The organism is Flavobacterium notoginsengisoli (assembly GCF_042686225.1).
Taxonomy (GTDB): domain Bacteria; phylum Bacteroidota; class Bacteroidia; order Flavobacteriales; family Flavobacteriaceae; genus Flavobacterium; species Flavobacterium notoginsengisoli.
The window spans coordinates 289773-312247 of the sequence record NZ_JBHUOT010000004.1; the positions used below are offsets into that span (position 1 = coordinate 289773).

13 protein-coding genes are annotated in these 22475 nt (G+C 35.7%); all 13 read left to right on the forward strand.

Annotated features, from left to right (window positions below; all coding sequences use genetic code 11):
- Window positions 1-33 precede the first annotated feature (33 nt).
- Window positions 34-1689, forward strand: a complete 1656-nt coding sequence (locus ACFS3A_RS11680) for a peptidase domain-containing ABC transporter (RefSeq protein WP_379825635.1) — start codon at window positions 34-36, stop codon at window positions 1687-1689.
- A gap of 2 nt (window positions 1690-1691) precedes the next feature.
- A complete protein-coding gene (locus tag ACFS3A_RS11685) occupies window positions 1692-3044 on the forward strand; it encodes an HlyD family secretion protein (protein WP_379825637.1) in 1353 nt (450 codons plus the stop codon).
- A 1-nt stretch (window position 3045) separates the two neighbouring features.
- The gene (locus ACFS3A_RS11690) at window positions 3046-4443 is read left to right on the forward strand and encodes a TolC family protein (protein ID WP_379825639.1); all 1398 of its coding nucleotides are present in this window, start codon (window positions 3046-3048) and stop codon (window positions 4441-4443) included.
- 220 nt (window positions 4444-4663) lie between these two features.
- Window positions 4664-5467 (forward strand): DUF2490 domain-containing protein, encoded by an 804-nt coding sequence (locus tag ACFS3A_RS11695; protein WP_379825641.1) that lies wholly within the window; start codon window positions 4664-4666, stop codon window positions 5465-5467.
- 141 nt (window positions 5468-5608) lie between these two features.
- Window positions 5609-6841 (forward strand): ROK family transcriptional regulator, encoded by a 1233-nt coding sequence (locus tag ACFS3A_RS11700; protein ID WP_379825643.1) that lies wholly within the window; start codon window positions 5609-5611, stop codon window positions 6839-6841.
- Between the two features lie 327 nt (window positions 6842-7168).
- A complete protein-coding gene (locus ACFS3A_RS11705) occupies window positions 7169-10603 on the forward strand; it encodes a SusC/RagA family TonB-linked outer membrane protein (protein ID WP_379825644.1) in 3435 nt (1144 codons plus the stop codon).
- Between the two features lie 18 nt (window positions 10604-10621).
- Window positions 10622-12085, forward strand: a complete 1464-nt coding sequence (locus ACFS3A_RS11710) for a RagB/SusD family nutrient uptake outer membrane protein (RefSeq protein ID WP_379825646.1) — start codon at window positions 10622-10624, stop codon at window positions 12083-12085.
- Between the two features lie 98 nt (window positions 12086-12183).
- The gene (locus ACFS3A_RS11715) at window positions 12184-13104 is read left to right on the forward strand and encodes a dihydrodipicolinate synthase family protein (RefSeq protein ID WP_379825648.1); all 921 of its coding nucleotides are present in this window, start codon (window positions 12184-12186) and stop codon (window positions 13102-13104) included.
- Between the two features lie 30 nt (window positions 13105-13134).
- Window positions 13135-14295, forward strand: coding sequence for a Kelch repeat-containing protein (locus ACFS3A_RS11720; protein ID WP_379825649.1), 1161 nt, complete (start codon window positions 13135-13137; stop codon window positions 14293-14295).
- 111 nt (window positions 14296-14406) lie between these two features.
- Window positions 14407-15642 (forward strand): MFS transporter, encoded by a 1236-nt coding sequence (locus tag ACFS3A_RS11725; RefSeq protein ID WP_379825651.1) that lies wholly within the window; start codon window positions 14407-14409, stop codon window positions 15640-15642.
- 129 nt (window positions 15643-15771) lie between these two features.
- Window positions 15772-17877, forward strand: coding sequence for a GDSL-type esterase/lipase family protein (locus ACFS3A_RS11730; RefSeq protein WP_379825652.1), 2106 nt, complete (start codon window positions 15772-15774; stop codon window positions 17875-17877).
- Window positions 17878-17994: 117 nt separating this feature from the next.
- Window positions 17995-19182 (forward strand): AGE family epimerase/isomerase, encoded by a 1188-nt coding sequence (locus ACFS3A_RS11735; RefSeq protein ID WP_379825654.1) that lies wholly within the window; start codon window positions 17995-17997, stop codon window positions 19180-19182.
- A 91-nt stretch (window positions 19183-19273) separates the two neighbouring features.
- Window positions 19274-22471 (forward strand): LamG-like jellyroll fold domain-containing protein, encoded by a 3198-nt coding sequence (locus tag ACFS3A_RS11740; RefSeq protein ID WP_379825657.1) that lies wholly within the window; start codon window positions 19274-19276, stop codon window positions 22469-22471.
- Window positions 22472-22475: the final 4 nt, after the last annotated feature.

Below are 22475 nucleotides of genomic sequence, written 5' to 3' on the forward strand. Positions count from 1 at the left end.
CTATGTAATAATCTTGTATTTATATCTAAATTCATGACACCATTTAAACGATTTTACAACTTATTGCAGCTCGATAAACGCGATGTATATCAAATTATCTTCTATGCTGCATTTGCAGGTTTAGTAAACCTTTCTCTGCCTTTAGGAATTCAGGCTATTATTAATTTTATTCAAAGTGGACAGCTTAGTGTTTCCTGGATTGTTCTTGTAATTTTGGTTACAATTGGAGTGGGATTCGGAGGCGTTTTGACTATTTTACAATTACGTATTGTAGAAAATCTACAGCAACGAATCTTTGTGCGTTCTTCTTTCGAATTTGCATACAGAATGCCTTTAATTAAATTTAAGGAATTGTATACGGAATATGCTCCGGAAAAAGCAAATCGTTTCTTTGACACTTTAATGGTGCAGAAAGGAACAGCAAAATTGCTCTTAGATTTCTGTACAGCATTTCTGCAAGTTGGTCTTGGTATTATTTTATTAGTACTTTACCATTCTTTCTTTATGGTAATTGGACTCCTTTTCATTGTTATTCTATGGGTAATTTTTAAATTTTCGTATAAGGATGGTTTAGAAACCAGTTTGAACGAATCGAAGTTTAAATATAAAGTGGCAGCCTGGCTTCAGGAAATTGCACGCAACCGTGAAAGTTTTCGTAAAAAAGCAGCTTTTGATTATGCTTTGGACAGAAATGACGGCTATGTGAGCAGCTACGTAAATTACCGTGAAAAGCACTTTCAGGTAATGAAAAAACAATATATTCAGCTGACTATTTTTAAAGTTATTGTTACTGCTGCCTTATTGTCGATCGGTGGTTTTCTGGTAATTCACCACCAAATGAACATAGGGCAGTTCGTAGCAGCTGAAATCGTAATTGTATTGTTGATTAACTCGGTAGAAAAAATCATTTTCGGATTAGAGTCTTTCTATGATGTTTTAACTTCTGTTGAAAAAATCGGTCAGGTAACAGATATGGAAATTTCATGTATTCCGGAAACTTCCGGTAAAACGGAGAAAGGAATCAACATTGAAACCGAAAGCATCAATTATAATTATCCAGACCATAATAAAAAGTCGCTTAAGAATATTAATTTGAAAATTTCTCAGGGAGAAAAAATCATTCTTACGGGAACAAATGGAGCTGGAAAAAGTACTTTACTACGACTTTTGTCTGGAGTTTTAGAACCGGAAAGTGGTGCCATGTATGTGACTGACAATTATATGAATCGTCTAAGTGAAGATACTTATAGAGCTCAGGCTGGAACTTTCCTTCAGGGCGATACTTTATTTGCAGGAACAATTCGCGAGAATATTGTTTTTGGAAATGAAACTTTAAACAGCGACGATTTAAAATGGGCTTTAGATAATGTTGGGCTTACGCCTTACATCAAAACTTTCGAGAATGGGTTAGAAAATCAAATTCATCCGGGAGGACGTGAACTTTCTGCTTCTGATGTTCAAAAAATTCTTTTGGCAAGAAGTATTGTGGGTAAACCAAATATCTTATTCTTAGAAGATCCAGTGGATAAAATGGACGAATTGACTTCGAATAAAATTGTTGATTTTTTACTTTCCGAAGAAAATGACTGGACTGTAATTGTAACTTCTAAAAATGATGTCTGGAAGAACAAATGCAGCCGTATGATCACGATTGATGACGGAAAAATTATTAACGACATAAAGCTTTAATCATGCTCAATATATCTAAAGATAATAACGTACTTATAACTCCGGGTCAGTACAAATCGATTACAAGTGTTGCCCGCAGACCTCATTATAGAATTTTAAACAAAGTAATAATCGGATTTTTGATCTTCTGTGTTTGTTGCCTTTTTCTGCCGTGGACACAAAATATTTCGGGAAGCGGTTCCGTGACGACTTTAAAACCGGATCAAAGACCACAGACAGTTCATAATGCCATTGCAGGGAGAATTGAAAAATGGTTTGTAAAAGAAGGAGATTATGTAAAAAAAGGAGATACAATCCTTTTTATTTCAGAGATCAAAGAAGATTACCTGGATCCGAATTTAGTTAATAATACCAAACAACAGGTAGACGCTAAAAAAATGGCTGTAGAATCATACAGTGATAAAGTAGGTTCTCTTGACGTTCAGGCGCAGTCGCTAAACACAGAAAGACAATTGAAATTACAACAGGCACAGAATAAAATCCGTCAGGCACAATTGAAAATCAAAAGTGACAGTATGGATTTGGTTGCCGTTAGAACGCAATTACGAATTGCTAAAACTCAATTTGACCGTTCTACTGCTTTAAATAAAGAAGGCCTAAAGCCAATGACAGACGTCGAGCAGAAAAGATTAAAACTGCAGGAATCTGAAGCGTATATTATTACACAGGAAAATAAATTGTTAAGCAGCAGAAACGAGTTAATCAATGCGAAAGTAGAAATCAACAGAATTACGGCAGAATATGCTGAGAAGATTTCGAAATCCAGAAGTGATAAGTTTACGGCTTTAAGTACGCAATACGATACAGAAGCTCAGGTAAATAAGTTAGAAAACCAGTATACCAATTACAGATTAAGAAACGGTTTGTACTACATTACAGCACCACAGAGCGGTTATGTAAACCGTGCTTTATTAGCAGGTCTTGGAGAAACAATAAAAGAAGGAACTCCAGTAGTAAGTATCATGCCTTCTAGTTACGATATTGCGGTAGAAACCTATGTAGATCCTATCGATTTGCCATTAGTTCATCGCGGTGCAAAGGTTCGTGTTTGGTTTGACGGATGGCCACGAATTGTATTTTCTGGCTGGCCGGGATTATCTTACGGAACTTATGGTGGTAAAGTGGTTGCAATTGAAAACTTTATCAGTTCGAATGGAAAATACCGAATTTTAGTTTCGCCAGATGGTGAAGATCGTCACTGGCCAAAAGAGTTAAGCATTGGTGCCGGCGCGCAAAGTATTGCATTATTGGAAACGGTTTCGGTATGGTATGAAATTTGGCGAAACTTAAATGGTTTCCCACCAAATTATTATAATTCAGGAGAAAAAGAAGCAAAAGGAAAGGAGAAAAAGTAAAATGAGAAATCTTGTAAAATTGTTTTCTTTCTTATTTCTGCTGAGTTTTTCTTCACTCCAAAGTCAGGCGCTTAATGAAGAAGAGCTTAGTTACAGTGAATTTTTGGGCTATGTCAAAAAATACCATCCGCTGGTAAAACAAGCTAATCTTGAATTGACCAATGCACAAGCTAAATTAATGGCGGCACGTGGTGGATTTGACCCAAAAATTGAAGTAGATTACAATAAGAAAGAATTTAAAGGAACAGAATATTATTCATTATTAAACAGCAGCTTTAAAATTCCCACCTGGTATGGTGTAGAGATTAAAGCAGGTTTTGATGATACAGACGGACAATATTACAATCCGCAGAACCGTACACCAGAAGCTGGTTTGGCTTCGCTTGGGGTTACAGTTGCTCTGGGTCAGGGAATGTTTATTAATCAGCGTATGGCTGATGTGAGAGAAGGAAAACTGAACATAAAACTAAGCGACGCACAGCGAAAACTAAGAGCTATTGAAGTTTTGTATCAGGCAAGCGAAGCTTATTTTGAATGGAGAAAAAGCTATAATGAAGCCGAACTTTATAAGAATTATTTAGGTTTTGCCAGTACTCGTTTTCAAGGCGTTAAAAAATTAATTTCGGCAGGCGATGCTCCGGCTATTGATAGTGTTGAAGCTAAAATTACGGTGAGAAACAGAGAGCTGAATGTTGAAAACGGAAATTTAAAATTAGCAAAAGCAAAACTAAAACTGGCTAATTTTTTATGGATTGAAAATGTTCCGGTAGAGTTGGGAGATTTGGTAAAACCAGAGCAGAATTTAATTCAGACAATCGAAGAAACGCTAAGAACGGATGCCATGATGGTTGATACGGAATCTTTGGATTCGCACCCCAAAATCCAGTCTTTAGAAACTAAAATGGATATTTTAGAAGTAAACCGACAGCTGAAAGCCAATTCGCTTTTGCCAAAGGTCAACGTAGGTTACAACTATATTTCTGAACCGAATTATTGGAATACATTTAATGCAGATGATTATAAATTCAATATCGATTTCAGTTTTCCAATTTTCTTAAGAAAAGAAAGAGGAAATTTAAAAATGGCAAAACTAAAGATTCAGGACTTGCAGTTTGATATTGGTCAGCAACGTTTGGAACTTAAAAACAAAATCAAAGCACAACAGACCGAAATTGCTTCTTTACGAAGACAGAAAATCGTAATTGACAATTTGGTAACAGACTATATGACGATGCTGAATTCAGAAGAAAAGCTGTTTTCATTTGGAGAAAGTTCTATTTTCTTAATCAATTCGAGAGAAAATAATCTCGTAAGTGCTAAATTATCTCAAATTAGTTTAGAAAACCAGTTCTATATTTCGAATGCCGAATTGTATAAAATACTGGCGAATCCGGATTAACTATAAAAAGCGATGCAGTCTGTACCTGTCTGCATACTATTAATTTTCAGAGTTTATTTTTTTTAAAGCTTCAGATTCATCTGAAGCTTTTTTTATGGAATACAGTTTAAAGATGGTTTCATTTTATAATATGAAACCGCTTTTTTTAATAGTTGTTTGCTTCTTTCTCTAAATTTGAAATGTTTTCTCTTTATAATCAGCAATTTAAATAAGGAATACAATGAATTTATTTAAAAGAAGTTTGATTTTATTTGGATTTATATTCATGCCTCCGCTTTTAAAAGCACAGGATGCTCCTTACTCCATGGGATTTATACCGGCTTCTATTGAAGAAGTAGATGTCGCTTTTCCGTTAGTAGAAAAATGGCATCTCAGCGGTCAGGTCGATGTACAGCTGGTTACACAAGGAGCCTATACAAATGATAATCCTTTTGAATATACACAGCGAAAAGTAATAAGACCCTGGCTAATGTATTCAGGTTTTAAAAATTTAAAACTATGGCTAGGCTATGCACACAATCAGAAATATGCGGTGGAAGAAGCAGGAAATTATAAGACCTTAGAAAATAGATTAATCATAATGGGAACACTTTCTCAGGATATGCCGAGAGGTTCTATTTTTGAGCAGGTACGTTTTGAAACCAAATTTTTTGATGACCGAAACGGAAATCATCAGACTATACCAAGATTACGAGCGCGCTTTGGAGTCAATCATTTTTTAAGCCAAAAGAGTGAAAAACCTATTTTCCTTTCGCCAAATATTGGTTACTACACAGAGTTGATGCTGAAATTTGCTTCTAAAGATTATGCAGACGAACATTTTGATATTTTCAGATTGTCGGTTTATTACAGCGCAGGAATTACGCCAAATCTTCATTTCCTTGCGGGCGTAATCGGACAGATGCAATTGCGTACCAACGGAACTCAATTTGATGTCTATTACGGTCCAATGTTTTCCCTAAAATACAGCGTTAAACCAAAAGACCGCGAAACATTTGACAGTGTGGATGGCGGCGCAGATTAAATATTTTATATTTTGTAAATAATAATTTGCTTCTTTTTAAAAAACTTTACCTATTATTTAAAATATTTTAATATTACATATCGAATTATTATCCTGATTTAAAAAATAATTTAAATTTGTTGTGAACCAAACAGTAAAGCAATGAGTTTAAAAGATTTATTAGATAATAGTAAAGACAAAAGTTTATCCGAACAAAAATGGCATTTGTTGCGACAGTCAATTGTGAAGCGCTTATTGTCAGGAGGCAATTCTACTATTGCTGAATTAAGTACAGAACTACAGTCGAGTGTACCAACAGTAACAAAAGCAGTAAACGAACTTCTGGCTGAAGGATATGTAGTGGATATGGGAAAAATTACAAACAGCGGCGGAAGAAGACCTTCGTTGTTTAGTATCAATCCTACTTGTGCTTATTTTTTAGGTGTTGAAGTGGGGTTAACCAGTATGTCTATCGGACTTCAGAATATTAAAAATGAATTAGTAAGCATCGAACTTGGTACTTCATTTACTTTAGAGAATACGCAAGAATCACTTAATAAATTCTGTAACCTCATTAATTCATTCATAGAAGACAGTTCTGTCGAAAAGAAGATGATTGTTGGTGTCTGTATTAATTTTTCGGGACGTATTAATTCGATGGAAGGCTTTAGTTACAATTACTTCTTCAGCGAAAACAGGCCATTAACAGAAATCATTTCAGAACAGTTAAATCTTCCTGTACATTTAGAAAATGATACTAGAGCCATGACATTTGGAGAATATTGTGAAGGTGTTGTTGATGATGAACAAAATATCATCTTCGTAAATTATAGTTGGGGAGTTGCAATTGGGATGATTACAGATGGGAAACTCTATTATGGAAAATCGGGCTATTCAGGAGAATTTGGGCATAGTACTATTTTTAATAATGAAATTATGTGTCAATGCGGAAAATTAGGTTGTTTAGAAACTGAAATTTCCGGTTGGTCTTTAATTAATCAATTTAAAGAAGCTATAAAAGAGGGTAAACAATCTAAAGTTGTTCTGGATGATAATTCACCCGTACTACAGCATCATGCTATTATAACCGGAGCAGTTAATTTAGAAGATACTCTTTGTGTTGATCTTGTAACACAACAAAGTGAAAAAATGGGAAGATATTTGTCTATCCTTTTAAATATTTTTAATCCTGATCTTTTGGTAATTGGAGGAGATTTCGCACAGTTAGGCGATTATGCGTTGTTGCCTATTCAAACTGCATTAAAAAAATATTCCCTTGGTTTGGTGAATAGAGATATGAAACTTAAAAAGTCAACGCTTGGACGCCGTGCGGGAGTTATTGGCGCTTGTTGTGTAATCAAAGAAAAACTGTTATTTCCTTTGATTAATAATTAGATTAAAAAATAAAATCATACTTATTAAAATAATTTAATAACTAATCTTATTATTTTAAAATATTTTATATCTTTACAAAATAATAATAAAATATTTAAATAAAGTTTACATCTAATTTTTTACAATTAGTTGTTAAAAAGAAAACTTTAGAATTAAGATTTGATGTTCAAAACCAAACTAACCATTTGGATAAAAATATTGTTTTTTGATCATAAAAAAAGCCAGTCAATGCTGTGAACATTGCTGGCTTGTTCTTCATGAGAACGATGATTGGGAATAAATAAATTGACCTTAACAAAGTTTTATTAACCAAACCATTACAAAAGTATGAAATTATTGCCTAAAAGTAAGCCTAAAAATTTTGGGTTTACTCCTAAACACGCAAATGTAGTTAAACTTACCTCTACATTGCTTTTAGCTTTTACCATGCAGTTGGCTTCGGCTAAAACAGAGAAAAGCATTGTGTTTACGGACAAGAATGTAAAAAAGAACAATCCTGTTCAGAAGAAAGTTACGGGTAAAGTAACCAATGAAAAAGGAGAATCTCTTCCAGGTGTAAATATTGTTGCAAAAGGAACAAATATTAGTACGCAGACAGACTTTGACGGAAACTTTGTATTTGAAGTTCCTGATAACGTAACGACACTTATTGTAACTTATATCGGATTACAGGATCAGGAAGTGACTATTACCGGTGGCGCTTTAAATATTGTCTTAAAAGAAATAGGACAGCAAATGAATGAGGTAATCGTAGTAGGATATGGAGCTCAAAACAGAAGAACTTTAAGTACAGCAGTTTCTAAATTAGATAAAAAAGTACTCGAAAATGTACCGTATTCAAACGTTACGCAATCTTTACAAGGAAGTGTTACCGGTTTGGTTGTAAAAACTTCTTCAGGACAACCTGGAAAAGCTTCTAATGTAATCGTTCGTGGAGGTACTTCAATCGATAATCCGTCAGGTGCTACTCCTTTATATATTGTTGATGGTGTAATCAGAAGTCAGATAGATGATATTAACTCTCTTGATATTGCTTCTCTTCAGGTACTTAAAGATGCTGCGGCGACTTCTATTTATGGTGCCCGCGCTTCAAACGGGGTAATCATTGTAACTACTAATACAGGTAAAGCAGGAAAACTAAAAGTGACTTATAATGTTTCGACTCAAAACAGTAGAATTGGTAAAAAATACAATTTTATGGATGGTGGAGATTACATTAAAATGCAGCGCGAAGGTTTGTATAATGCAGCAGAACTAGCAGGACTTTCTACTACAACCGGAATTGCACGTTTAGGACAATTAACTGGTGCAACGCCAGCTGGTACAGGAAACAATTTACAGAATAATACTCCGTTTGCGACTTTATTAAAATCTAATTTATCAGCAGAAACAATTAGTACGCTTCAGGCAAAAGGCTGGCAGGAAATCGCCGATCCTTTAAACCCAAATAATACCATTATATACAAAAGTACAGACTGGAATGATATTTTATTTCAGGATGCTATAACACAAAGTCATACGTTAGGTTTTAGCGGAGGAACAGATACAGGAGTTTTTGATTTGAGTTTAGGGTATTTAAAAGGAGATGGTATTACGATTTTTACAGGATACCAAAGATTTACAAGTAAGTTAAATGCGTCTTTAAAAGTAGCAGATAATTTTACAGTGAATGGTCGCGTATTATTTTCACGAGCAAGTAATAATCAGGTTGTAGCCAATAGTGTGGTTTTCAACAGATATTTAGGAAACTCGCCAACGACAAAATTGTATTTGGAAGACGGTACATTAGCTCCGGGACAAAATAACATTAACGGAAATCCATTGTACCAAATGGGAAAAGTAAAAGGAATTAATGAAAATAATAAATTGCAGATGGGCGTAGATGGTGAGTTAAGACTGGCCAAAGATTTTACTTTCACACCGGCAATTTCATTATACAGCGAAAACCAAAATGACAATACTTTTCAACAGGCATTTTTGAGCGGAAGCAGCGGATTGGTTGATAATACAAGAACAGCAACAAGGTTGAGTAATCAGACCTTTCAGGTTCAGTACGAAGGGGTTTTTGCTTATAAAAAAGCCTGGGATAATATCGGAGATTTTGATGCTAAATTAGGAGTTTCAAAATATGACAGAACGATAAAATATTTTAATGCTTCAGGAAAAGGAAGTCCGTCAGATTTAGCACAGACTTTAGATTCTTCTCCAATTCCGGTTTCAGTTTACAGTAACGATACCAAATTGGTTTTAAATAGTGTTTTCGGACGTGTGAACTACGATTACAAAAACAGATATTTTGCAACAGCTTCTTTCCGTTATGATGGTGCGTCAAGTTTAGGGCCAGATAACAGATACGGTTTTTTTCCTGGAATTTCTGCAGGATGGAATATGCAGGAAGAAAAATTCTGGGCCAATACAATGCCTAAATTCTTCTCTTCTCTTAAACTTCGTGGAAGTTATGGTGTAAATGGTAACTTAGGAACTCTGGGGGATTTTCAGGCCGGAGGATTATACTCTGGTTCTACAAACGGAATTGCTAACAGTTACAATGGACAATCAGCAATTATTAATTCACAAATAGCTAATCCGGGCTTAAAATGGGAACAGTCAGAAACGATTAATGGTGGTTTTGACATCGGATTAAACGAAGACAAAATCAGAATCATTGGAGATTTCTACAACAAATTGACATCAGACTTATTAACGAATCTGACTTTACCGTCAAATAGTGGTTTTTCTACAGTATTAACCAATTTAGGAGGATTAAGAAGTAAAGGTTTTGAGTTGGAAGTTCAGGCCAATATTTACAATCAAAACGACTGGAAAGTGAATGTTGGGGCTAACGTTTCGCACAATACAAACACAATTGAAAAACTTCCTTTTAACGGAAACGCAAACAACAGAATCGGAGGAACCGAAATCTGGGATAAAAAAAGTGGTAAATATGTTTATGTAGGAGGTTTGCAGGAAGGACAGAAAATAGGAAATTTCTACGCTCATAAGCAACTATACATTCTTTCTACTCAGGCAGAAGCAGATGCATACAATGCAAAAGTTCATGATACTTATGTAACCAAAACTGCTGCAAATGGCGGTAACCCTGAAGGGAAAAAATTTGCCGGAGATGCTGTTTTTGAAGATACGGACAACAACGGAATTATCGACAGCAGAGACAGACAATATATGGGGAATATGTTCCCGACATTCGTAGGAGGTTTCAATTTTGATACTTCATACAAAGGTTTCTCTTTAACTGTTAGAACAGATTATTCATTAGGAGCAACAATTTACAACGAAGCCAGAGCACGTTTCTTAGGACAGTTTCAGGGAAACTACGGTTTATTGGCAGAAAGTGCACAGGCTTGGCAAAAAGAAGGGGATATTACAGATGTTCCTCGTTACCGTTGGGCAGATCAAACCAATCAGAATAACTTATTCAGATCTGAAGCGAGTGGAGCAGCTTACAATACCAATATGTTTCAGGGTAACAGCCGTTACTACGAAAGCGGAGATTATTTATGCATAAGAGAAATTACGTTTAGTTATAGTTTTCCAAAATCACTTATTGAAAAAGCAAGCATTACATCACTTAGAATGTATGTAACAGGAAGCAATCTGTATTATTTTACAAAATACAAAGGTTTAAGTCCGGAGGTGCAGGGTATTGACGGAGGATCTAGTTTAGGATTAAATGCTGCAGGTTCTACAGGAACTTATCCAGTGCCTAGAAATATTATTCTTGGTTTAAATATCAGTTTGTAAATTTTTAATTAAAAAATCATGAAAAAGAAATTTCTTTTATACACAATACTTTTTTCCAGTCTTTCCCTTTTTAATTCTTGTCAGGATGATTTGGAATTAACATCAAACAGTGTTATTACATCAGATAGTTTTTGGAAAACAGAAGATGATGCCAAAGCGGGCGTAAACGGGATGTATGTTAACTTTAGAATTCAAACCCAGCAGAATTATTATTTACTGGGTGGAGCAAGAAGTGCTGAAATAACGGGTGGTGTTCAGTCCCCGTTAACACTGGCAAATTATTACAACAATAACCTTACACCACAGAATATAGATGTAGACTGGGCTGGATTGTATACGGTTATTCATCAGGCTAATTTAGTTTTAAAGTACGTTCCTAAAATCACTTTTAGCTCATCGACTGCAAAAGAACAGAAAAGATATATAGCACAGGCTTATACTATGCGTGCTTTATGTTACTTCATCATGGCGCGTTCATGGGGAGGAGTTCCGATTGTAACAGAACCAACAGAAAATACAAATCAGTCTCAGTATATTATTCCACGTAACACAATTGAAGAAACATTTACATTCATAAAATCAGATATTGATCAGGCAATTGCAAATTTTCCGGATTCGAATAATAATACAACACAATTGGCACTTCCATCGGTTTATGCTTTAAAAGCAGATGTTAATTTATGGACGGCAAAACAATTGAATGGTGGAAATGCCGATTTAAATACAGCCTTGACAGCAATCAATGCAATTCCGGGTACGCCAACTCTGCAACCTAATTTTAAAGACGTTTTTGCTTTTGATAAAAAAGGAAATGCTGAAATACTTTTTGCAGTTCGTTATTCTCTGGCAGATCTACCATCTTCAGCTTCAGATAACTGGAATCAGTTTATGTTTGTTGGACCAAGTGATTTTGCGCCGTTAACTTCTGCGCAGGCAACAGCTGTATTCGGAACGTTGGGTACAGGTTCAGGAAATGCGGGAATTTCGAGAGTACAGCCGGATATTACAAGATTCAATTTTGCTTCAACAGACACCAGAAAAGCAGCAACTTATCTGACTTTGTATAACGGAACAATTCCTGTAGTTACTGGTTTAGTAAAATACAACGGAACTGTAGACGGAGCCATCAGAAGATTTGTAAGTGATATTATTATCTATCGTTGGGCTGATGTATTATTGATGAAAGCGGAGATTAAAAACGCTTTAGGTCAGGATCCTACAACAGAAATGAATCTGGTAATGAAAAGGGCAGATGCTTCAGCTTCATTTACAAATGATACACAAACTGCAAATGATGATGTTATTTTAAAAGAGCGTTTGAAAGAATTGGCATTTGAAGGAAAATCATGGTGGGATATTGTTCGTTTCAACAGAACAAATTTGGTTCCGTCAATGGCAGGAAAACAAGTATTGTTTCCAATCTCTCAAAATACAATCAACTTCAATCCTAAAATTGTTCAGAATACAGGATATACGAATTAAGAAAAAACAAAAAATAAAATAAAACTAAAGTTTAAAATCAGACTGGAAATCTACAAGTTTCCAGTTTGATAAAACTTAAAACATTAAAAACAATAGTCATGAAAATCCAACATTTACAAGGTCTTATTTCTGCTCCTTTTACTCCATTTGACGAGAGCGGAAAATTGGATGTAAGCCTGATTCCGGCGTATTACACTTTTCTAAAAAGAAATGGCGTAACAGGTGCATTTATTATTGGTTCTACCGGCGAAGGGGTTTCGATGTCATTAGAAGAGAAAAAAACGGTTGCAAAAGCATGGGCGGATTGCTCTAATCATGATGCTGACTTTAAAGTAATGGTTTTTCTGGGCGGAACTTGTCTTACAGATTGTATTGAATTGGCAAAGTATTCGTATGAAATTGGTTTATATGCAGTTTCTATTACAGCCCCATTTTATTTTAAACCTGGAAACGTAGATACGTTGGCAGAAATTTGTATAAAAGTGGGAGAAAGTGTTCCAAACATGCCTTTGTATTATTATCATATTCCGGTTTTAACAGGAGTTAATATTCCGATGTTTGACTTAGTGAGAGCTTTAGACGGAAAATTGCCAAATTTTGCCGGAGTGAAATATACGCATGAAGATTTTATGGATTTCCAAAGCTGTATGAGTTATGCCGACGGAAAATTTGATATGCTTTGGGGACGTGACGAAAATATGTTATCAGCATTGGTTTTAGGGGCAAAAGGTGCAGTTGGAAGTACTTTTAATTATGCAGCTCCTTTATACTACGATCTAATTGATGCTTTTAATAATAATGATTTAGTAAAAGCCAGAAAGTTACAGCAGAAGTCAATTGATATGATTCGTTTCTTAGGAAAGTATGGCGGAATTTCAGTTGGAAAAGCCTACATGAAATTGGTTGGACATAATTTAGGTGAATTCAGATTACCGGTTAAAAACATGAGTGCAGCACAATTTGAATTGTTCAAAAAAGATGTTGAAGGTTTAAATTTCGACACCTTTAAATCAAAATAATACGTTTCGCTTTCGGCTAAAACAAACACTATGAATCAATTTTTTTCTTTCTCAATCCTTACTATTTCAATTATGTCAGCAACAGTTGGTCTTTCGCAGCAAAAAAATATTTCAAAAATAGAATGGCAAAAAGCAGCGCAGCTTCAAAATGCTGATGGAAGTCTTTCTCTAGGTTTTGCAGGACCAATTAATGGCGTGACAAATGATGTTTTAATTGTAGCTGGAGGAGCCAATTTTCAAGATAAAATGCCTTGGGAAGGAGGAAAAAAACAGTATTCAAAAGAAATTCATGTTTTAGAAAAAAGCGATGAAACCTTTCAGTGGAATAAAAAATCAATAGCAGAATTACCAGAACCAATTGCGTATTGCGGAAATGTTTCAACCAGTCTAGGGATCGTTTATGTTGGTGGAGAAAACGAAAATGGTTTATCAAACAAAGCGCATATTTTCAATTGGAATTCTGAAAAAAATGAAATCGAAATAAAAGTGTTACCTGATTTCCCAATCCATATAACCAATATAGCTCTCGTAAATGTGAACAATGTAGTATATGCGATTGGAGGCGATGAAGCCACAAAAAGTTCTGATTTGGTTTTTAGTATTGATTTAAATAAAGTACAATTAGAATGGAAATCAGAACCTAAATTACCTTTTGCATTAGCAAATTCGGTAGCAGTAGTTCAAAATGAAGTCATTTACGTTGTTGGAGGAAGAACTAAAACAGCTTCGGGAATAAGTGATTTGCACAACACAACATTGGCTTTCAACCTGAAAAAACAAATTTGGGAAACTAAATCAGTTATAACGGACGGAAAGAAAACGACTAATTTTTCAGCAGGAGCAGGAGTCGCTTTTGGGAAACACTATATCATTATTACCGGAGGAGATAACGGAGATACATTTCATAAAATAGAAACCTATTTATCTCAAATTTCAAAGACAGCTTCAGAAGAAGAAAAAGTAAAATTAATTGCCGAAAAAAATATCTTAAATACAACACATCAAGGATTTTACAATGCCGTTTTATTGTACGATACTTTAAAAAATAAATGGATAAAAATTGGCGAATTGCCATTTCTGGCTCATGTAACGACAACAGCAGTACTTTGGAACGATAAAATTGTTTTATCAAATGGAGAAATAAAACCTGGTATTCGTACACCAGATATTATGATTGGAACTGTAGAATAAAAAACAAAATTTGAGTTAAGTTGCTTTGATTAGAAATCTGGCAGGTTTTTAAAATCTGTCAGGTTGAATTAAAGATTGCTAATAAAAAACCAAAAATCAACCAAAACCAAAATGAAAAACTCTAAATATTATCCTTGGCTCGTAGTCGCGTTACTTTGGATTGTAGCTTTATTAAACTACATGGACAGGCAGATGCTCGCAACCATGAGACCATCAATGGAAAATGACATTCCGGAACTAGTTTCAGGTGAAAATTTTGGACGTCTGATGGCAGTTTTCCTTTGGATTTATGCTTTGATGAGCCCAGTGTCTGGAATTATCGCTGATAAATTAAATAGAAAATGGCTAATTATTGGAAGTTTATTCGTTTGGTCTGCCGTAACATATGCAATGGGATACGCCAAAACTTACGATGAGATTTATTGGTTAAGAGCTATTATGGGCGTGAGCGAGGCTTTATACATTCCGGCAGGATTGTCTTTAATTGCCGATTATCATCAGCAGAAAACAAGATCGCTTGCCATTGGTATTCATATGACGGGACTTTATGTAGGTTCTGCTTTGGGAGGTTTTGGGGCTACAATTGCAGCACGCTATTCTTGGCATTCGACTTTTCATCATTTCGGAATTATTGGTGTGGTTTATTCAATTATTTTGGTTTTCTTTTTGTACGAGAAAAAGACAAAGGTTTTTGACCCAGAGTTTAATAAAACCCATGAAAAAGCTCCTTTGCTAAAAGGTCTGGCGTTACTATTTACCAATATTTCTTTTTGGGTAATTCTGTTCTATTTTGCAATAATAAGTTTACCGGGATGGGCAACTAAAAACTGGCTTCCAACGCTGTTCTCGGATAATTTAGGAATTTCAATGGATCAGGCTGGACCTTTAGCAACCATTACAATTTCATTTTCTTCTTTATTGGGAGTTGTATTCGGTGGAATTTTATCAGATAAATGGGTTCAAAAAAATATAAAAGGAAGAATTTATACCAGCGCGATTGGTTTAAGCTTGACCATTCCTGCACTATTATTGATCGGATTTGGGCATTCCTTGTTTCACGTGGTTGGCGCAGTTCTGTGTTTTGGTATAGGATACGGAATGTTTGATGCAAATAATATGCCCATAATCTGTCAATTTGTTTCTTCAAAATATCGGGCGACAGCCTATGGTATTTTAAATATGACGGGGGTTGGCTGTGGCGCATTGGTCACCTCCATGTTAGGGAAATCAGCCGATGCTGGTAATTTGGGTTATGGTTTTTCTTTGATGGCCGGTATCGTCCTGATTGCCCTTATCACGCAAGTTAGTTTTTTGCGTCCCAAAGTAAATGACTTTGAAGAAGTTTAAGACACAATAATTTACCCCTTTATTTGAAAATTAGATTTGTTAGTTGCTTTTTGGTTTTATAAGCCAGGGCGGAGCCATGCCGTTTCGCCCGGCTCATAACGCCTCAATTTTAGTACGATGTAAAGAAGAATGAGAACACAAAAACAAAATTTACTACTGCTTATAACAGCATTTTTTTTCCTGTTTAATCTTGGGATGAATGCACAGCAGCTGATTGTAAAAGTAGCTTGTATTGGAGATTCTGTTACGGCTGGCTATCTTTTGGCGAATCCGAAATCAGAAGCATATCCTTCGCAACTGCAGGTTTTGATGGGAAGCCAATATGAAGTGAAAAATTTTGGTTACAGCGGTGCGACTCTTTTGAAGAAAGGAAGTAAACCTTATTATAAAACTAAAGAATGTTCTGATGTAATTGCCTATCTGCCGGATATCGCGATTATTCATTTGGGATTAAATGATACTGATCCGAGAAATTGGCCGAATTACAAAGAAGATTTTAATGCGGATTATTCTTGGTTGATTGATGCATTAAAAAAAGAGAATCCGATGGTGAAAATTTACATCTGTAGAATGACTCCGATTTTCAATGAACATCCTCGTTTTAAATCGGGAACACGAGATTGGTTTTGGCAGATTCAGGAACATATCGGTGAAATTGCAAAAGCTAATAATGTGAGTTTAATTGACCTTCACGAAAAATTATATTCACGTCCAGATCTTTTTCCAGATGCCTTACATCCAACAAAAGAAGGAGCAAAGATGGTAGCACAAACCGTTTACGAGAATGTTACGCAAGATTTTGGCGGATTAAAATTGCCTGCTGTTTTTACGGATAATATGGTTTTACAGCGAAATCTACCGATTGTAATTTACGGAAATGCAAACGGAGGAGAAAAAGTGGAAGTGAGTTTTGATAAGCAAAAAATAACAGTTTCTGCAAATGAATATGGAAAATGGAAAGCTGTTTTTCCTGCCATGAAATCGGGAGAAATACAGCAGATTTCGATTTCAACTTCTAATCAAAATATCACTTTAAAAAATATTTTAATTGGAGATGTCTGGTTTTGTTCGGGACAATCAAATATGGCTTTTCCTTTGAAAAAAGCAGAAAACGGAATTTCCGAATTAAAAAAAGCTGCCACAAATACAAAACTTCGATTATTCAATTTTGAAGTGATTCAGGAAACCGATGAAAAGGCTTGGGATTCGATCACTTTAGAAAAAACAAATCAATTAAAATACTTTTCGGGAAACTGGAAAATTTGTGATTCTGTAAATGCCAAAGATTTTTCGGCAGTGGCGTATTATTTTGGACAAAATATTGTTCAGGAAGAAAATGTGCCAATTGGTTTAATTCAGGTTGCAGTTGGCGGTTCTCCAATCGAATCCTGGATTGATCGATATACTTTAGAACATGATGATAAAGAGGTTGATGTATTGACCAACTGGCGAAAATCTGATTTTTTAATGCCTTGGGTTCGATCTCGTGCTGACGAAAATCTAAAAAATGCTGTAAATCCAAAACAGCGCCATCCTTACGATCCTTGTTACAATTATGAAGCTGGAGTTTCTCAGTTTACCGATTTTCCAATCAAAGGAATTTTATGGTATCAAGGAGAAAGCAATGCGCATAATGTAGAACTCTACGAACATTTATTGCCAGAATTGGTTAAAAGCTGGCGGAAAGCATGGGGAATTTCATTACCATTTTATTTTGTGCAGCTGTCAGGCATAAACCGTCCGTCTTGGGCAATGTTTAGAGATGCACAAAATAGAATTCAGAAAAAGATTCCAGATAGTGCGATGGCAGTTAGTATGGATTTTGGCGACGAAACCAATGTACATCCTATAAAAAAAGAACCCATCGGAGATCGATTAGCATTGTTGGCTTTAAAATATACCTACAAAAAAAAGATAATTGCCGAAGGGCCAATACCAATAAAAGCCACTCAAAAAGAAGATGTTGTTCTGGTTTCTTTTTCAAGTGCAAAACAATTATTTACAGTAGATAAAAAAGAAGTAATCGGATTTGAATTAGTAACCGATAAAGGAATTCGGATTGAAAGTAAAGCCGTAATTATAAAAGATCAAGTGGGGATTAGCATGCCGAACGACCAGAAAATAAAAGAAATTTTATACGCGTATAAGCCTTATACTACAGCAAATCTGGTAAATGAAGCCAATCTTCCCTGTTCCACTTTTAGGCTGGAACTGGATTCTGTGCACCAAAACTAGAAAACGTCTCTCACACTATATTTTTTCTTTAGATGAACTGAATTTACATCTAAAGCGATTTCACCTATCAACATAACAAAACCTGAATTGAATTTCAGGCGTAAAAACATATATAAAATGAGCTATTCAAAAACTGATTTAATAGAATTAAAAGAGTTTTATCAGAACCAATTATTAAATAATACAGTTCCATTTTGGTTTCCGCGTTCAATAGATGCTAAGCATGGTGGTTACTTATTGATGCGGAACCAAACTGGAGATTTAATAGATACCGATAAATCAGTTTGGTTTCAGGGGCGTACTTCATGGCTTTTGTCAACACTTTACAACACAATCGAACCCAAACAAGAATGGCTTGACGGTGCAAAATCTGGAATCGATTTTATAAACAAACATTGTTTTGATACAGACGGAAGAATGTTTTTTCATGTTACACAAGATGGAAGCCCGATTCGCAAGCGCCGTTATTATTTTTCTGAAACTTTTGCAGTAATTGCTTTAAGTGCTTACGCAAAAGCGAGCGGAGATGAAGCAGCCGCAGAACAAGCACGTCATCTTTTTGGAGAGTGTATCAAGTATGCTACAACCCCGGGTTTATTAGAACCAAAATATACCAATGTAAGACCTTCAAAAGGAATTGGTTCTCCAATGATTATGATCAATACGGCGCAGCAAATAAGAGAAAATATTGGCGATCCGCGCTGTGATGAATGGATTATGAAATGGATAGCCGAAATAGAAAATGACTTCGTAAAACACGATATAAAATGTGTCATGGAACAAGTGTCTCCAGACGGTTCTATAATTGATCATATTGACGGAAGAACATTAAATCCGGGACATGCTATAGAAGGCGCGTGGTTTATTCTGCATGAAGCAAAATACAGGAATAACGATCCGCATTTAATTGAATTAGGCTGTAAAATGCTCGATTATATGTGGGAACGTGGCTGGGACAAGGAACACGGAGGAATTCTATATTTCCTTGATGTTTATGGAAATCCTGTTCAAGAATATTGGCAGGACATGAAATTCTGGTGGCCACATAATGAAGTGATTATTGCAACTTTACTGGCTTACACCATGACAGGAAATGAGAAATATGCCAAATGGCATAAAATGATTCACGATTACTCGTACAGTAAATTTCATGATAAAGAAAATGGCGAGTGGTTTGGCTATTTGCACAGAGATGGCAGCGTAGCACAAACGGCAAAAGGAAATCTTTATAAAGGACCATTTCACTTGCCAAGACAAGAGTGGTATTGTACTCAAATATTACATGAATATCTAGAAAACAATTAAAATCCGTTTCTTCCGATTATCTGCCGGTCCATCAAGTTTTTAGATACTATTTTTTGCTTATTAACCAATTTATAACCAAATATTAAAAACTATGAAAAATGTATTACTCTATTTTTGTTTGTGTTTAATGTGTTTATGCAGTATAAATACAAAAGGACAAAGCGGTAAGGTTTTAAACCTTGATGGAACTTCGGCTTACATGACAGTAACGGATCATCCTGATTTAGACTTCGGTTCCGGTCAGAATAAAACTATTACCTGCTGGATTAAAACCACAACCAATACCGGAACTCCAAGAATTTTTGCTAAAAGAAACGGAACATCTGGAAATGGTTATGAGTTTTGGACAGGAAACGGAACCAATGCCGGAAAATTTGCCATGAATGCAAGCGGAGCAGGAACACCGGCAAATATTAGTACTGCAGGATATTCTGCTAATTCGATTGCAGATGGAACCTGGCATCATGTTGCTTTAGTTATTGATGCTTCGAGTAACAGAACTATCTATGGATATCTTGATGGAGTTTTAGCCAATACAGGAAAAACATTTACTTCTGTAACATCTGATTTTTCTAATGCCGTAAACTTTGTAATCGGAGCAACTTCAGACGCTTCAAACAGTTTCAAATGGGCAGGACAAATCGATGATGTCCGAATTTGGAACAAAGCCATGACAGCAGCAGAATTGCAGGCAGATATGACCGCAGTTGTAAATGCTCCCACAACAGATCTTTTGGCAGCATGGAATTTTGAAAACGTAACGGGAACGTCGGTTCCAGATGTTTCAGGAAATAACCATTCGGGAACTCTGGTTGGAACAGTTACATTTTCAAATGCTTTTCCGATGGTTTTAAATTTAGACGGAATAAATGATTATATGCTGGTTTCAAATCATAGTGATTTTAATTTAGCAGCGGGACAAAATTTAACGATAACCTGTAAAATTAAAACTTCAGATTTTGGAAAACGCATTTTAAGTAAACGCCCAAACGGTTCTGGAATTGGATATGAATTTATTAATAACACTTCGGCAGGAGGAGGACAATTTGGAGTAAACCTGACCACAAGCGCAGGAGCAGCGGGGCCCCCGTACGGAACTTCAAATATCGCTAATAATGTTTGGCATCATTTAGCAATGGTTGTAGACGTTGCTACTACAAGCTGTAAAATTTACGTTGACGGTGTTTTACAGCAAACCAAAACATCCACAAATATTGGAGGAATCAATACGGTTTCTAATACCGGAGATTTATTTTTTGGTACTCTAAGTAATTTTGCCTCTTACATGAATGCTCAAATCGACGATATTCGTTTTTGGAGTAAAGCCATGACAGCAGCCGAAGTTGTAACAGATAAAACAGCCATAATTACAGGAACAGAAACTAGTTTAATTGCAGCTTGGGATTTTGAAAACGTAAGCGGCACAACAGTACCAGATATTACAGGAAATAGTCATCCTGGTAGTTTAATGAATGGAGCATCAGTAATTGCACAAACAAATGAAATGCAGATTAATTCTGTTTCATTAGTGCAAACCGAATTGCCAACAGGTTTAGGAGATACAGATCAGCGAATTATAGCAGTAAAAGCTTCTGTTTCGGGCAATTTAAATCCGTTGACTGTAAGTGCTTTAAAGTTTACGATGACTGGGACAACAAATATTTCAGATGTTACGAATATTAAAATTTATTCGAGTGGCAGTACATCGATTTTCAATCCGACAACGGCGACTTTGTTTGCAACAGTTTCTCCGTCAAGCGGAAATCTTACTGCGAACGGCTCAAAAGCATTAGTTTCTGGCGATAATTATTTTTGGATTACTTATGATGTTTCAGTCAGCGCGACAGAAGGAAATTTATTAGATGCAACTTGTGAATCAATAATTGCAAATGGAGTTACCTACAATACAACATCCAATACAGTATCAGGAAACAGAGTTATTTTATTAGCTAATACACTTTTGTTTACTCCTGGCGATGCAGGTTCTGCAAGTTATCGTATTCCGGCAATTATTACAGCTGCCGATGGTTCGCTGGTAACAGTAACCGATAAAAGATGGAACGGTGCAGGCGATTTAGCGGCAAAGATAGATCCTGTTGTTCGCAGAAGTACAGATAACGGAAAAACCTGGTCTTCGCCACTTACAATTGCCAATTTCGGAGCGGCAACAGGAGCAGGCGATGCAGCGCTGGTTTTAGATAAAACAACAGGCGAAATATTATGTTTGGTTTCGGCCGAGAAAGGTTTTTTTGCATCGACAAATGCAGCACCAGCAAAAGTCTTAGTTATTCACAGTACAGATAACGGAGTAACTTGGGGAACGCCCGTTGATATTACCAGTCAGATTTACGGACCAAACCCAAATTGGAAAGGATTATTTGTGGCTTCAGGAAGAGCACATCAATTGCGTGACGGAAAAATTGTTGCTGCAATTGCCGTTAGAGAAAATGTTTCAGGTGTCGAGCATATCAATAATTATATGATAACGAGTGCCGATCACGGTGTTACTTGGACAGCTTCTACAGGAAGAGCAGAATTGGATGGTGATGAAGCCAAAGTGGTGGAGTTAAATAACGGAAATATCATGATGAGTATAAGAAATTCGGGAACACGTCGTTTTAATATTTCGACAGATAAAGGCGCTACCTGGGGAACAGCTTATAATCAAACAAGTATTACAGATCCAAATTGCGATGGCGATTTTATTCGTTACACTTCTACGCTTGACGGCTATGATAAAAATAGATTATTGCACTCGATTCCGTTTTCTGGCAGTCGTAAAAATGTGAGTGTACAAATGAGTACTGACGAAGGAACAACCTGGGGGGCACCAAAAACTATTTTTGCAGGAGCATCGGCTTATTCAAGCTTAACAATTTTACCGGACGGAACAATCGGAATTTATTATGAAAATGGAGAAAGTTCAACCTATCAAATGTATTTTGTGCGTTTCAGTTTAAACTGGCTGACAAATGGAGCTGATACCTTTTTGCCTCCATCAAATTTATCTGCGAAAAAAGTAGGAGAAACTGTAATTGAAAATCAGAATTTTGGAATTGAAATAAGTCCAAATCCAGTTACTGATTTGGTAAAAATTAAATTTAATAATGCAGACGGAATTGCAAACATTAAATTATTTGATTTATCTGGAAAATTAATCCGATCTACCTCTGTAAATTTGAACGAAAAAGAAATTTCATTTTCATTAGCAGATCAGCCACAGGGCATTTATCTTTTAAATGTAAATGATGCAAAGACTTCAATTAGCAGTAAAATAATAAAGAAATAAACTA

What these genes read in the sequence shown, in the direction of transcription:
- ACFS3A_RS11705 (WP_379825644.1), top strand. Translation starts at nt 7,169, where the DNA reads ATGAAATTATTGCCTAAAAGTAAGCCTAAAAATTTTGGGTTTACTCCT.
- ACFS3A_RS11695 (WP_379825641.1), top strand. Translation starts at nt 4,664, where the DNA reads ATGAATTTATTTAAAAGAAGTTTGATTTTATTTGGATTTATATTCATG.
- ACFS3A_RS11710 (WP_379825646.1), top strand. Translation starts at nt 10,622, where the DNA reads ATGAAAAAGAAATTTCTTTTATACACAATACTTTTTTCCAGTCTTTCC.
- ACFS3A_RS11730 (WP_379825652.1), top strand. Translation starts at nt 15,772, where the DNA reads ATGAGAACACAAAAACAAAATTTACTACTGCTTATAACAGCATTTTTT.
- ACFS3A_RS11735 (WP_379825654.1), top strand. Translation starts at nt 17,995, where the DNA reads ATGAGCTATTCAAAAACTGATTTAATAGAATTAAAAGAGTTTTATCAG.
- ACFS3A_RS11720 (WP_379825649.1), top strand. Translation starts at nt 13,135, where the DNA reads ATGAATCAATTTTTTTCTTTCTCAATCCTTACTATTTCAATTATGTCA.
- ACFS3A_RS11715 (WP_379825648.1), top strand. Translation starts at nt 12,184, where the DNA reads ATGAAAATCCAACATTTACAAGGTCTTATTTCTGCTCCTTTTACTCCA.
- ACFS3A_RS11700 (WP_379825643.1), top strand. Translation starts at nt 5,609, where the DNA reads ATGAGTTTAAAAGATTTATTAGATAATAGTAAAGACAAAAGTTTATCC.
- ACFS3A_RS11740 (WP_379825657.1), top strand. Translation starts at nt 19,274, where the DNA reads ATGAAAAATGTATTACTCTATTTTTGTTTGTGTTTAATGTGTTTATGC.
- ACFS3A_RS11680 (WP_379825635.1), top strand. Translation starts at nt 34, where the DNA reads ATGACACCATTTAAACGATTTTACAACTTATTGCAGCTCGATAAACGC.
- ACFS3A_RS11685 (WP_379825637.1), top strand. Translation starts at nt 1,692, where the DNA reads ATGCTCAATATATCTAAAGATAATAACGTACTTATAACTCCGGGTCAG.
- ACFS3A_RS11725 (WP_379825651.1), top strand. Translation starts at nt 14,407, where the DNA reads ATGAAAAACTCTAAATATTATCCTTGGCTCGTAGTCGCGTTACTTTGG.
- ACFS3A_RS11690 (WP_379825639.1), top strand. Translation starts at nt 3,046, where the DNA reads ATGAGAAATCTTGTAAAATTGTTTTCTTTCTTATTTCTGCTGAGTTTT.